This is a genomic window from Colwellia hornerae, from assembly GCF_007954355.1.
Lineage (GTDB): Bacteria > Pseudomonadota > Gammaproteobacteria > Enterobacterales > Alteromonadaceae > Colwellia_A > Colwellia_A hornerae.
Genome location: NZ_VOLR01000009.1, coordinates 94,932 through 108,726, shown reverse-complemented (window position 1 = coordinate 108,726; position 13,795 = coordinate 94,932). Strand labels below are relative to the sequence as shown.

Genomic DNA, 13,795 nt, shown 5'->3' with positions numbered 1-13,795 from the left:
GTTCAGTCATTAATGACCGTTAGTGAATCTGCGTTAATTGTCTCCAAGCACTTTAAAGAGTTGCTTAGCTATGTCGGTATTAGTTTGCTGTCGGTTAAATGCTTTACCGCCATGACCTGTGGCAAAGACTTGTACGTCTATGCCAGTATGACCACCCGAAGTCCAACCGGTGTTGGTTTTTGCATCAATTAATAACTTTATTTGCCCATAGATAGATTTTTCATCGTTACTATCGATAAATAAATTAGCTTCTTGGTCAGTAACGATAAAACCAAGTGCGTTGGATAATTGCTGAGCAGAAAGGGGCATGTTTTTCTGCGCCAATTTTGCTGCAATACTTTTTGGCGATAGGGTTAAGTTTTTCAAAAACTCAGGCTGCCAACGATAATCGCCGTTAGCACCAAGGGTTAAGCCACCCGTACTATGATCTGCTGTGGCAACTAATAAAGTGTCATCACGATTTTCGACATAGTTTTTCAACCAAGTGAGTGTTTCGGCTAAATCTTGCATTTCAGCCATAGCAGCAGCAATATCATTACTATGACCCGCCCAGTCTATTTGACTTGCTTCTACAAGCAGCACGTAACCTTCATTATTCTCTAAATGTTGTACAGCAGTTTTAGTCATCGCCAGTAAATGATTTTCATTTTTATTATCAAGTGTCCAAGGCAGGCCTACTTCAGCAAATAAACCTAATATTGGCTGATGTTTATTAAGTGAAGTAAGTGTTGATAAGTCACTAATATATTGAAAACCTGCCTGCTTGAATTCGCTGACTAAGTCTCTGTCTGGGCGAATAAAATATTTGCTACCACCGCCGAGCATTAAATCTGCCTTAAAGTGACCCTTAATTTTGTCGTCAAAGTAACTGTCGGCAATTTCATTGTAATTTTTACGACTTTCATTGTGAGAAAAATAGGCAGCAGGCGTGGCATGATTGATTTGGGAGGTAACCACTAAGCCAGTTTTTTTACCTAATTGTTTTGCGTGTTCCATTATGGTTAATAGTGGTTTTTTATTAACGTCAACGCCAATAGCACCGTTATAGGTTTTATGACCGGTAGATAATGCGGTAGCGGCTGCGGCAGAGTCGGTAACATAACCTTGGCTATTAACCGGATAAGTACTGACCATACCTGTTAGCAGTTCATCAAAAATAGTGGTCTCTACCAGCGGTGTGTTTATATTATCCATATAATAACGATAACCAGTGGTGTAAGCGGGTCCCATTCCATCACCAATAACCATGATAATATTTTTAGCTGGCTTAACTTTGGCTGTTAAAGTTAAATCAGCCCAAACCAAACGGTGATCAGATGAAGCGGAGCGGGTTTCAATTAAGCGATAAAGTGGGCCGTTCTGCTCTGGCCAAAACACACCATTGTTTTGTAGGTTAATGCCAAAGCGCGAAGGTAAAACATAGTCTGCTTGCATACCCCAGCCAGCGGTATGGTTAGCGGCAAAAGCGCTATTACTATTTTTTATTCCAGCGACGCTAGCAGGTGTCATATCATTATTAATAAAAGGGCTAGCCAATAGTTTACTAATGCCATCTTTGCGGGCAGCACCTTCATCTTTAGAGGCATTTTGATCACCTAAAATTACAAAACGGCTATTTAACGTTAACCCGCCTTTACCACCTTGGTCATCGTAAATATAGTCGCCTTTTTCTGGGGTAATATAGTCTTGCCAAAAGCGTATTTCGTCATGGTTTCTTGCACCATTACGGTCTTCGTTACCGTCGAATACCGGTGGTGTCGGGTGGCTTGCTAGTATATGAACAAGTTTACCTTGGACATTAATAGGAATATCCCAGTGCGATTTAGACGATAAACGCAGCATTTGCCATTCTTGTTCGTTATACCAGTGCTCTTTCGTATTCGGATCGATTGGCACTATGGCATTGGGCATATCTTTCCAAAGGAAATGTTGGAAAGTTCTAATACTGTCCTCAACAATTGGATATTTAGAGAGCACCAACATACCAAAATGACCTGGGAAGTGACCAAAGCCTTGAGCGTCGCCAAGGTTATTGGTTTTTTTACCGTTATTGTCCAAGTCAAAAGGCGTACTTACACCGGTATTAACTGGAGCAAAATAATAATATGGGTAATCAATGGCGGCGATCCCCTGTTGTGATTTACCTAAATACTCCTTTAAAAATATTTCAACGCCTTGCTCTGGATTGGCGATATAGTCAAATTCATTAAGGAGAATAATATCAGGGCGGTTACGTTGAATAATTTCAGCAATGTTTTTAATTTGTTGACGATCGTCTTTAAGGGCAGCGATAAGTTCAACACCCGATCCTATTATATTGTCAGGTAAGTAGTTTGTTGCATCCATACTGACATTAAATGTTGCTACTTTAATTTTAGGTTGATGGTCTATTTCGACTTGAATAGCCAATGCCTGAGTGACAAAAACAGATAATAAAAACGGTAAAGTTAACTGAATAAAATTTAATTTCAGCGATTTATGCTCATTTTTATATTTAATTTCAGTAAGCGATTGTATTTTAAAATTCATATATTTATCACAATTTCATGTGCTTATATTAATAGGTGAATAAGTCATCAATCAAACATAACTTGTCACTTGTGTCAGGTTATGTTTAGAATGTAAAATAAATTAACCATATGGTCAAGTATTCTTTGCCCATGATTATAAACAGATAAAATGTTAAGGAATAGTAGAATGTTTAGAGATATTCCCTTTATTGATTTACACCGCCATTTAGATGGCAATATCAGAGCCCAAACGATTCTGGAATTAGGTCAACAACATGGTATCGAATTACCTGCAGACAACTTGGCTGATTTACTGCAGCATGTGCAAATTCAAGGTAAAGAAAGCAACTTAGTGTCTTTTTTACAAAAACTTGATTATGGCGTGAGCGTGTTAGTTAATCTAGAGGCCTGTAAGCGTATCGCTTATGAAAACGTTGAAGATGCTTTTTTGCAAGGGCTTGATTATGCTGAGTTAAGATTCTCTCCTTATTATATGGCAATGGCGCATAAGCTCAATGTTACCGATGTGGTTGCTGCGGTGGTAGACGGCGTTAAATTGGCGCAAAAAGATTTTGCTGTTCAAATTAACCTGATAGGTATTTTAAGTCGTACTTTTGGCGTTAATGCTTGCTTTGAAGAGTTACATGCCTTACTTGCCCATAAAAATCAGCTAATTGCGGTAGATTTAGCGGGTGATGAGTTAGGTAAGCCCGGCACGTTATTTGTTGAGCACTTCGCTTTAGTAGATAAAGCCGGCTTACAGGTGACTATTCACGCTGGTGAAGCCGATGGAGCCTCGAGTATTTATCAAGCGATAAATGAACTGCATGCAAGCCGAATTGGTCATGGTACTCATGCGGTGGGTGATGAAAAATTAATGGATTATATGTACCAACATAATATTGCGATTGAATCATGTCTAACGTCAAACTATCAAACAGGGACAGTGAAAAATCTTAGTCAGCACCCCGTTACGACTTTTCTTGATAAAGGTCTGCTTGTTTGCTTAAACAGTGATGATCCTGCCGTGCAGGGATGTGACATTAACTATGAATATCAACACGCTGCACTTGAAGCGGGTCTTAGTAACGCGCAGTGTCGAATATTACAGGAAAATGCTCTTAAGATGGCCTTTTTATCTGATAGTGAAAAATTAACTTTAAAGCAAGCTACTTTAAAAAAGTAAAGGAATTACAATGAAAATAACGGAAGGAATTACGTTGAAAAAAACCTTGATAATACTCATGAGTCTATTCGTTGTTGCAAGTTGTGCAAAAACGCCCAAACAATATAACTTTGGTCAACTTGGCGAGTACTACTGGAACAACACGTCACTATCGAACCTTTCCAGCAGTCACTTTGAAACAGAGTTTGCGAAAAATAAGGGCAGTTGTCAGGTCGAAGAAAACAAGCTCGCTATTCCCGAGCCAGATTGTTACTTACCGGCTAAAAATGAATGCTCTGGGCTGACTGGAGCTAGACTTGGGATGTGCTATTCTTCTCCCGCTTTGAAGTGTGACTATACTGCAGTATCGTTGGCGAAAAAAGCACGAGAAACAATATTTTCCACTTGTATGCAAAAAAGTGGTTGGCAGATGGAGTGGAAGCCCGGTACTGGTGAAGATATAACCGGTGGTGTTTTTGAATATGTCGCTGCGGATAATGTCAATGAGTATTTTATTAAACAGCATTCTTCAAGCCATATTGGTAGTAAATACAAGGCAGTGGTAAGAATACAGTCGATAGAAAAGAATCAAAAATCTCACCAAGGAGTTTATGTTTTTGATGTCAGTAATAATACCTTGAAAATCGATAACACCGAACCAGTATTAGTGAATAAAGGCAGTGCTGCAGACACTTTGTTAACAATTATCAAGCAATTAATTTAGCTCTCACGTTACGCTTGTAATCATCGCTATTTATTGGAAGATAATTAACATCTAATCGACTTACTTACCCCAAGGTAAAGCCTAGAATATTTGCTCAACTAAGTGATTAAATCGCTTAGTTGAGCAACATCATATTTTATAATAAATATTTCCACTGTGGATGGTCTCCCTCGTTGATCATTTTATCCTAGCTCTTTGGGCGATTAATATTTTATTCGATAATATCCTATTGACCTCAGTAGTATCTTAGTTTAGATTAAAAACCTGACTATATAGTCAGGTTTTTAAAATCAATACTCAAAAATAAATAAAATATGTTGTATTTGGTCTTAGTCTCCGCCGTGATAAAAATAATAAGAAATATTAAAAACAACAGGGAATAACATGGATACAAATATATTACGCAGCATCTTGGGGATTTTTGTCCTGTTAGCTATTGCCTATTTCGCCTCGTCAGATAGAAAGAACATTAATTGGCGGACGATTATTGGCGCACTAGTGTTACAAATATCACTGGGTGCTTTTGTATTGTATATCCCCGCAGGTAAAGACATCTTACTCAGTGTTGCTAGCGGTGTATCTAGCGTTATTGGCTATGCCAATGACGGTATTAGCTTTATATTTGGTGAACAAATTGGTGAAAAAAGCTTAGGCTTTATGTTTGCTTTCCATGTCTTACCCGTCATCGTATTTTTCTCCGCATTGATTGCCGTACTTTATTATATTGGTGTCATGGAGTTAGTGATTAAATTTATTGGTGGTGGGTTACAAAAACTGCTTAAAACCAGTCAAGCAGAGTCTATGTCAGCGACTGCAAATATTTTTGTTGGTCAAACAGAAGCGCCGTTAGTCATTAAACCTTTTCTTCCTAAGATGACCCGCTCTGAACTTTTTGCGGTAATGGTTGGTGGCCTAGCTTCGGTGGCAGGCTCTGTAGTCGCAGGCTACGCTGGTATTGGTATTGATTTAAAATATCTTATCGCAGCGAGCTTTATGGCAGCACCTGGCGGTTTACTGATGGCAAAAATGTTAGTGCCTGAAACCGAACAGCCAAATGATAATTTAGATGATATGAAAAGTGATGCGAAAGAGGCCGTTAATGTTATTGATGCTGCGGCAACAGGCGCATCTAATGGCATGATGCTTGCCCTAAATGTCGGTGCTATGTTACTAGCCTTTGTTGCTCTATTGGCTATGGTAAATGGTTTGTTAGGTGGGTTTGGAGAATGGTTTGGCTTACAAAACCTAAGCTTACAATTGATTTTAGGTTATGTTTTTCAACCTGTCGCTTACCTTATTGGTATTCCTTGGCATGAAGCAAACATGGCTGGGAGCTTTCTTGGGCAAAAAATTATTATCAATGAATTCGTTGCTTATCTAGATTTTATTACCGTTGCTGACCAATTAAGCGTCAGAACCCAAGCCATTATTACCTTTGCACTTTGTGGCTTTGCCAACCTCTCTTCAGTCGCTATTTTATTAGGTGGCATGGGTAACATGGCACCGTCTCGTCGACCTGACATTGCTAAGCTCGGCATGAAAGCGGTTTTAGCTGGGGCAATGGCTAACCTGATGAGCGCAACTATCGCGGGAATTTTTATCTAATTTACCGCTATTAATTTATACGAATAACCAGACACTTTTAATAGGAATTATTATGCAAGCACAATTATCTCAATTTTCTCAACTTGAACAATTAAAAACCATGACAACGGTCGTTGCTGATACCGGCGATATTGAAGCCATCGCAAAATTTTCACCGATGGATGCGACCACTAATCCTTCATTATTATTAAAAGCGGCCGCTATCCCCGCCTATCAAAACCTGTTAACAGAGGCGGTTAATTGGGCAAAAAGTCGGACCGACAACAGAGCCATTGAAGTCAGTCTTGCCGCTGATAAGTTATCGGTGTTAATCGGCTTAGAAATTCTAGCGATTGTACCGGGTCGTATTTCAACCGAAGTAGATGCACGTTTATCCTTTGACAAAGAGGCCAGTATTGTTAAAGCCCGTCAACTTATCGCTATGTATCAAGAAGCTGGTGTTGGCAAAGAGCGTATTTTAATAAAAATGGCGTCAACTTGGGAAGGTATTCAAGCCGCTAAACAACTTGAGCAAGAGGGTATTCAATGTAACCTAACCTTGTTATTTAGCTTCGCTCAAGCAAAAGCCTGCGCCGAAGCACAAGTGTATTTAATTTCACCTTTTGTTGGCCGAATTCTTGATTGGCATAAAAAAGATACTGGTCGTGATAGCTATTTAGCCAGCGAAGATCCTGGGGTGATTTCAGTGACAGAAATTTTTGATTATTATAAACAGCATGATTACAACACTGTGGTAATGGGCGCTAGCTTTCGTAATATCGATGAAGTTATCGCGCTTGCAGGCTGCGATAGATTAACGATTAGTCCACCATTAATGAGTGAATTATCAGAAAATTATCAACGGATAACACAGCAATTAATGCCCGCAACTCGTATCCAAGATAAACCCGCAGCATTAACACAAGCTCAATTTCGCTGGGAAATGAACCAAGATGCTATGGCAACAGAGAAACTAGCAGAAGGTATTCGTAACTTTGCCATTGACCAGTGCAAGCTCGAAGTACAACTCAGCCAATTATTTTAAGATAACTTTAGGAAACCGTTCATGTTAATGGATACTTTTAACGACACTTTAGGAAATCACTCATGTTAATGGATACGTTTAACGATAAGTGGCGAGAACTTCAACAACACTCAGTTGAGGTAGAAAGTAGTCATTTACGTGATTTGTTTGCCAGTGATCCAAAACGAGCAGAAAGCCTATCCTTAAGTGCTTGTGGCTTAAACCTCGATTACTCAAAAAATCGCATTACCGCAAAAACGCGTACTTTATTAATGGACTTAGCTCAATCAGCGCAATTAGCCGAAAAACGAGATGCGATGTTCGCCGGTGCGCCGATTAATAATACCGAGAACAGATCGGTACTTCACACAGCTTTGAGACAACAAGATAGCAAGCCGGTACTTGTTGATGGTGTTGATATCATGCCTCAAATCAAAGCAGTGCGTCTTAAGGTAGAAGCTGTCGTTAATCAAGTCCGTGACCAACAGTGGCTGGGTTATAGTGGCAAATGTATTACTGATGTTTTAAATCTAGGTATTGGCGGCTCTTTTTTAGGGCCTAAAATAGTGACCACCTCATTAAAACCTTATGTTCAGGGGGGTCCTAAACAGCATTTTGTTGCTAATATCGATGGTAATCACCTACATGACGTCTTAACTAATTTAAACCCAGAGACAACCTTGGTATTGATCGCTTCAAAGTCTTTTAATACTCAGGAAACCCTCACTAATGCTGAGTCTACTCGTCAATGGTTTTATGATTATGGTGTTACCTTTGAGCAGTTAAACCGACACTTCATTGCTATTTCTTCTAATGTTAGTAAAGCGGTAGCGTTTGGTATCAGTGGCGACAATGTTTTTCCGATGTGGGATTGGGTTGGGGGGCGATATTCATTATGGTCAGCTATTGGTATGCCGATTGCGATGGCAATTGGTAATCAGGGGTTTACTGAGTTACTTAAAGGTGCAGCCGATCTTGACCAGCATTTTAAAGAAGCGCCGTTTGAGCAAAACTTACCGGTATTAATGGGGATGCTAGGGGTGTGGAACCATAACTTTTTTGGTTGTCAAACGCATGCTTTATTACCCTACAGTCATTATTTACGAGGTTTCCCAGCCTATGTGCAACAAATGGATATGGAGTCTAATGGTAAGAGCTGCCAGCTTAATAATGAAATAGTCAGTAGTACCACAGGTCCGGTTATTTGGGGCGCAGAAGGCACCAACGGTCAACATGCTTTTCATCAGTTATTACATCAAGGTACTTCGGTAGTACCGGTTGATTTTATTCAGCCATTAGTTGCTGAACATAATATGAACGGTCATCAAGATATGCTGGTGGCTAATTGTTTCGCCCAAAGTAAGACGTTGATGCAAGGCAAAACGCATCAACAAGCCTATGATGAACTCGTCGCTTCCGGTATGGAAGAAGCTTTAGCTAAGGTGATTGCCAAACATAAAGCAATGCCAGGGAATCGTCCATCGAATACTTTAACCTTTGACCGGTTAACGCCTTATCAACTCGGGACGCTGATTGCTTTATATGAACATAAAGTTTTTGTGCAAGGCGTTATTTGGAACTTAAATTCTTTTGATCAATGGGGTGTCGAGCTTGGGAAAATATTAGGTGATGATATATTATCTCGCATTGGACAACCTAATAGCACTGAACGTTCAGACAGTTCAACAGAATTACTCCTTGCTCAATACCGAGATGCTAATAAATCTTTGACGTGAGACTAGGCTTAATATAACGGGCATAAGCTTTTAGTCAGTTCTTATATTATTAGGCCATTGACTTGTCGGTTAAATACCACATTTAAATAATACAGTTACAAGCCGAGTAACCGACTCTGATTCGTCATAGTTTACTCGGCTTATTTGTGTGACTTTGTGTGGCGATAGCACATTTTTAAAGAATAACGGCTAATCGTTATCTCGATCATTTTTGACTATGCTGGTAACACCCATTCCAGTTTTCACTGGGGGGAGTTAATTTAAATGCTTTAATTCTGCTTAAATAGATCGAGACTAGCGCATAATAAGCAAAGTCACTGTTGATTGATTGCAGTGTTTGCTCTGCCAATTCAAACTGTTTATTGAAGTACTGTCCTTGAGCCGCACTAAAGTGCTGAAACGCTCCATCTTTGCTAGTTAAACCATGCTCTAGTGGTGTGTAAATTAATATTGCCTGCTCCTTTCCAACTACATTTACTTTATCAACTAGCAAATAATGCTCAGCGTTGGCTTGTTGTTGAGTAAACTCACTGACCAATATTTTAACACAATAGAATTTGGTTAAGGCTTCAAGCCGTGATGCTAAATTGACCGCATCACCAATAACCGTATAGCTTCGTCTAAAATCTGATCCCATATCGCCAACGTTCATTTCACCGGTATTTATGCCAATACCAATAGAGACCTTAGGTTTACCTTGCTGGTTAAAAATAGTATTTAATTTATCTACGGCCGACAACATAGCAAAAGCGGTCTTAATACTTTTGTGGCTATGCTGTTCATCGTCAATAGGGGCGCCCCAAAATGCCATGATCATATCGCCGACATATTTATCTATGGTGCCATCATGTTTTAGTATTTCGTCGGTAAGTGGCGAGAAAATACTATTAAGCCAATATTTAAGTTCATTTGCAGACATGTTTTCTGATATTGCGGTGAAGTTTCTAATATCACAAAACATCACGGTAAGGTCTTTACGTTCACCGGCTAAATTTATATTGGTTGCCGAAGATAACAGTTTATCGATATGTGCATCTGGAACGTATTGAGCAAACATAGTCTTTATGACTTTACGCCGATTAGCTTCATTAAAAAAGCCATAACCTATGTAATAAACGGCTAAAACAAAAACTTGCAATAACAACACCACGATTGGTAAGTCGATATGATAATTTTGCCAAAGATACAAATTAACACTTATAGTGCTAATAATGAGCACTAAGGTGAATATCGAGCTAAATAATGCGCTTTTATTTGGGTAAATAAGCAAAGACAGTAGCGCAAACAATAACAGATGAATAAATATCGCTCCTTGCCACCAATCAGGTCGATAAGGTAAGGCAGTCGGAGCCATTAATGCATCAAATACCGTCGCATGTATTTCAACACCAGGATAATTAACCCCGACTGGCGTAGTCTGTAAATCAGCTAAACCAATGGCTGAAGTGCCGACAAAAACCACCGCTTGTTGAAAACGGTTATCGTTAATTTTACCATTAAGTAAGTCGGCAGCAGAAGTATAGCGGTAATGATTTCGTTTCCCTTGGTAGGGAATTAATATTTGCGCTGAATCATCAGTAGGAATGATGAGTTTACCCACTTTTATCCCTTCAATATGCGCATTATTAAATTGTTGAGACCACTGCATTTTAATTTCATCAACTAAGCTGTAAACCCGAAAAGTTTCCAGCGCAAGAGAAGGGTAGAGCTTTTTTTCGAACTCAATAACTAATGGGGTACGCCTAACAATACCATCAAAATCAGTTATCGCATTCATAAAACCTTGCCCGGCAGCAACCGCTGAAAAACGAGTTATTGGATTGGTATAACCCGTGAAAGAAATAATATTAGTGTCATGAAAATTTTCACTTTGTTCAATAACATTATTAACAAAACCACCCCGTTGAATGTTTTTATGATGGTGAAATAAATTTGCCAAGACGACATCATTACTTTTCATTGCTTGAACAAATAAACCGTCATCATCAAAATGCTCGGTTAATCGTGCTTTGTCTTTATCACTAAGTTGTGGCAAAACACCGACTATTTCAGTCGTTGGAATTTCTTGTGGTTCAGAATAAAGAATATCGAAGGCGATAACGAGCGCACCTTGTTGAGTTAGTTTTTCTGTTAAAGTGGTAAATTTTTCCCGTGACCATGGCATACGACCTATTTGAGCTAAGCTTGTTTCATCAATATCGACAATTTGAATATTAGTTATATTGGTAGACTGTGGGGAAAATAATTTTATTTTTAAATCATATACCAATCCATCAAGCCGCTGAACGGTCTGTTCTATCAGAATAGGGCTAAAGAACTGAAGGCTAATCATCAAACAACAAATAATTACAGCAACAGCATGTGAATAACTCTTATCGAACTCAGCGGGTATTTTTATAAGTTTGACCTTTTAAAACGAAATAATTGCCACTAACCAGTAGCGACAACGTTAATTTACACCAATAACAACGGTAGCTGAACTTATACCACCATTTTGATCGTTACATAGATAGACGAAGCTATCTTGTCCCGTAAAACCATTATTAGGCGTATAGATAAAACTTCCATCTCGATTAAAACTCAGGATACCATTATCAGGCTGTTTTTTTATTTCTGCGGTGAATTTAGAAAGTTGACCGCCATTATTAAAAATCAATTCATAGACATCACCCAGGTTAGAGCTAAGCCAAATATTACCTCCATTTTCACTCAATTCAATGCCGTTAACTGCCATGACACCTTGTGGAAGGTTTATCTGCCGAATAAAGTCGCCATTAGCGGTGTACTCGGCAATAACATTTAAAATACTGCTAATAACATATAAATTACCTGTGATCGGGTCTGCCGCAATATCGCCAAAACGAACACTAAAAGTAGGGTTATTGGCCGTTAATTGAAAAGTATTTAAGACATCACCTGTTTGGGCATTAACTTCAGCAACAGTATTACTAGCAACTGCGGATACGCTGTCTTGTAATAAAAAGAAACTATTGGTTTTGGTATTATAGGTCCCGCCAACCACATGGCTATTACCAAACTTGGTAGGTAACTCTGCTAACAAAACCCCATTAGTTGCATCTAAAGCATAAATCTCGGCTTCAGCAGTTTCGCCATTAATGACTAAGATAGAGCCTTGTGGAATAAATGTATTAGCTATATTAAAACTTTGCGAGGCGACGGCTAAATCAATGTTATTAGCAGGTTCACCCGGCAGATCTAACGTTTGTAATGGTATGCCATTGCGATCATAAGTATAAATTGCCGCTCCCAGTGCAGGGTATAAATATAAAAATTGACGGTATCGGTCATACCCTAGTCCAACGAGTGCTCCTATAGCCGGAGTGAATTGCTTAGAAATAGACAATTGATCACCAACCGCTGCAACATCATCATCAACATCGTTAAGTAATACACCGGGTTGTGAAATGGTTAAAGAGGTATTGACTGCCATTTGATATTGATCATCCGTGGCTGAAGGTAAATGATTAGCACCGCTACCTAATGATGACGCAGGAATATCAAATGTTAATTGATTGAGTGATGCGACTAACTCAGCACCCGCATTCATGCCTGTTTGTGCGATAGTACAAGCTTGACCCGCAGGTAAGTTTTGACATACCGCATCATTCATAATCGTTGCAGCAAAATTTATTGATTCGCTAAAAGTGGCTTCAGGGAATAGACCAACAATAATACCGCCACTATTAGGGAAGAGGTTTAATTCAAAAATAGCATCGCCAACATCGGTGAATGCAAGTTCATCGCTAGCCGGTGCAACAGAATGCGCCAGTACAGGTGATACTCCGACGCCGCCATACGAGAGGGTAAATGCATAACGACCCTGAGTGTCCCCAGTGGTACTTGCTATATAATTACCCATAACCGTACATCGTGTATCGATATGTTGTAGACAATCACCTAATGCATAACGACCGGTTCCGATAGTACTTCCTCGGGGTAATTCTTCTCCTAACCCCGAATACCTTAACTGACTATTAATGGTTGATGAATTACCTGAGACAGAGCTTTTTAATGCAGCTATATTAATATTTACGTTGGCTTGTGCCGTTGCACCGGCCATGTTTTCTATTTGATAAATAAAGTTGTCATTACCTAGAAAGTTAGCGTTAGGGGTATATTCTAGTGCGCCAGATGTTTGTATAACAATCTGACCATTGCTTGGTGCTTGGATGAGGGCAGGGTTAACAACAAGGGTTTGATCAATGGGGTCACTATCATTCACTAATAAACCTTGGTTAGCGGCAATAATAAGGATGTTGTTTTCAATGGCATCATAATTATCATTATTTGCAATAGGTAAATCCGCATAGTTATCAATAATATCAACGTACTGCTCCGTACTAAAGGCACTTTCACCGGAGCCATCAATCCCCGCAACCATCAAATAATAAGGAAGTTCTGCGGATAAATTATTAAACTCTATTGGGCCTTGTTCAATGGCCAGTCTTGCTTGCCCTTGCGCTAAGGTCGTAAAGTTAGTCTGATTAACGCCACTACTTGTGGCTAAATAAACATTATAGCGAATTAACCTGTGGTCAAGTGGCCAATTGATGGAAATAGAGCGACCGTCTTCACTGCGAGTAATATTAAGGTTAATAATTTCTATTGGCTGCCAATTAATATTAAGCGTTGCAACTTTGGTGCTTTGTCCAGACGTATTAATTATCCACAAACTTATTTCTTGTAAACCAGCACTTGCGCCATGAAAACCGGGATTAATACCACTAACGGTGTTAATCAGTTTTGTTCTGCAACTTGTGTCACCTTTACAAAGTAAGACCACCGGAAAATTACTACCAAAGCGGAGTTGAAGTTCGTCTATTGTGCCCGTAGATTTTACCGAATAGGAAATTAATAAATTTCCTTGAACTAATTCATCGCCAAACGGGTTAATAAAAAAACCTGTGTTTACTGCATTTTGTGATGCTAATGTTACTTGTGTGGTGTTGGATGTACTATCTGATGAGGTACCACCACAAGCAATTAATATAAAAGAAAATAATATACAAGTTGCCATACGAAACATAATAT

The 13,795-nt window shown here is 39.1% G+C and carries 8 protein-coding genes; 5 read left to right on the top strand and 3 right to left on the bottom strand.

All coding sequences use genetic code 11. The annotated features are described in order from the left end of the window. Positions 1-33 precede the first annotated feature (33 nt). Complete coding sequence (locus ESZ26_RS08180; protein WP_146799254.1) at positions 34-2,529, bottom strand: alkaline phosphatase; 2,496 nt, start codon at positions 2,527-2,529, stop codon at positions 34-36. Positions 2,530-2,697: 168 nt separating this feature from the next. Here ESZ26_RS08180 and add point away from each other — a divergent pair, with 168 nt between their 5' ends. The 5 genes from add to pgi all read left to right on the top strand — a co-directional run bounded on the left by add (position 2,698) and on the right by pgi (position 8,743). Continuing rightward, a complete protein-coding gene (add, locus tag ESZ26_RS08175; protein ID WP_146799253.1) occupies positions 2,698-3,696 on the top strand; it encodes an adenosine deaminase in 999 nt (332 codons plus the stop codon). A gap of 10 nt (positions 3,697-3,706) precedes the next feature. After that, positions 3,707-4,399, top strand: a complete 693-nt coding sequence (locus ESZ26_RS08170) for a hypothetical protein (protein ID WP_146799252.1) — start codon at positions 3,707-3,709, stop codon at positions 4,397-4,399. Positions 4,400-4,783: 384 nt separating this feature from the next. Beyond that, on the top strand, positions 4,784-6,004 hold the full coding sequence (locus tag ESZ26_RS08165; RefSeq protein ID WP_146799251.1) for a NupC/NupG family nucleoside CNT transporter: 1,221 nt from the start codon (positions 4,784-4,786) through the stop codon (positions 6,002-6,004). A 52-nt stretch (positions 6,005-6,056) separates the two neighbouring features. Beyond that, on the top strand, positions 6,057-7,028 hold the full coding sequence (gene tal / locus ESZ26_RS08160) for a transaldolase (RefSeq protein WP_146799250.1): 972 nt from the start codon (positions 6,057-6,059) through the stop codon (positions 7,026-7,028). A 62-nt stretch (positions 7,029-7,090) separates the two neighbouring features. Beyond that, on the top strand, positions 7,091-8,743 hold the full coding sequence (gene pgi, locus ESZ26_RS08155) for a glucose-6-phosphate isomerase (RefSeq protein ID WP_146799249.1): 1,653 nt from the start codon (positions 7,091-7,093) through the stop codon (positions 8,741-8,743). Positions 8,744-8,948: 205 nt separating this feature from the next. On the opposite strand, the gene ESZ26_RS08150 is transcribed toward pgi, so the two are convergent. Together ESZ26_RS08150 and ESZ26_RS08145 are read right to left on the bottom strand one after the other, a co-directional pair. Then, a complete protein-coding gene (locus tag ESZ26_RS08150; protein ID WP_146799248.1) occupies positions 8,949-11,075 on the bottom strand; it encodes a CHASE2 domain-containing protein in 2,127 nt (708 codons plus the stop codon). Between the two features lie 117 nt (positions 11,076-11,192). After that, the gene (locus ESZ26_RS08145) at positions 11,193-13,790 is read right to left on the bottom strand and encodes an Ig-like domain-containing protein (RefSeq protein WP_146799247.1); all 2,598 of its coding nucleotides are present in this window, start codon (positions 13,788-13,790) and stop codon (positions 11,193-11,195) included. Positions 13,791-13,795: the final 5 nt, after the last annotated feature.

Excerpts from the sequence above, each read along its gene's own strand:
- ESZ26_RS08180 (WP_146799254.1), bottom strand. The coding sequence starts at position 2,529 with ATGAATTTTAAAATACAATCGCTTACTGAAATTAAATATAAAAATGAG.
- add (WP_146799253.1), top strand. The coding sequence starts at position 2,698 with ATGTTTAGAGATATTCCCTTTATTGATTTACACCGCCATTTAGATGGC.
- ESZ26_RS08170 (WP_146799252.1), top strand. The coding sequence starts at position 3,707 with ATGAAAATAACGGAAGGAATTACGTTGAAAAAAACCTTGATAATACTC.
- ESZ26_RS08165 (WP_146799251.1), top strand. The coding sequence starts at position 4,784 with ATGGATACAAATATATTACGCAGCATCTTGGGGATTTTTGTCCTGTTA.
- tal (WP_146799250.1), top strand. The coding sequence starts at position 6,057 with ATGCAAGCACAATTATCTCAATTTTCTCAACTTGAACAATTAAAAACC.
- pgi (WP_146799249.1), top strand. The coding sequence starts at position 7,091 with ATGTTAATGGATACGTTTAACGATAAGTGGCGAGAACTTCAACAACAC.
- ESZ26_RS08150 (WP_146799248.1), bottom strand. The coding sequence starts at position 11,075 with ATGATTAGCCTTCAGTTCTTTAGCCCTATTCTGATAGAACAGACCGTT.
- ESZ26_RS08145 (WP_146799247.1), bottom strand. The coding sequence starts at position 13,790 with ATGTTTCGTATGGCAACTTGTATATTATTTTCTTTTATATTAATTGCT.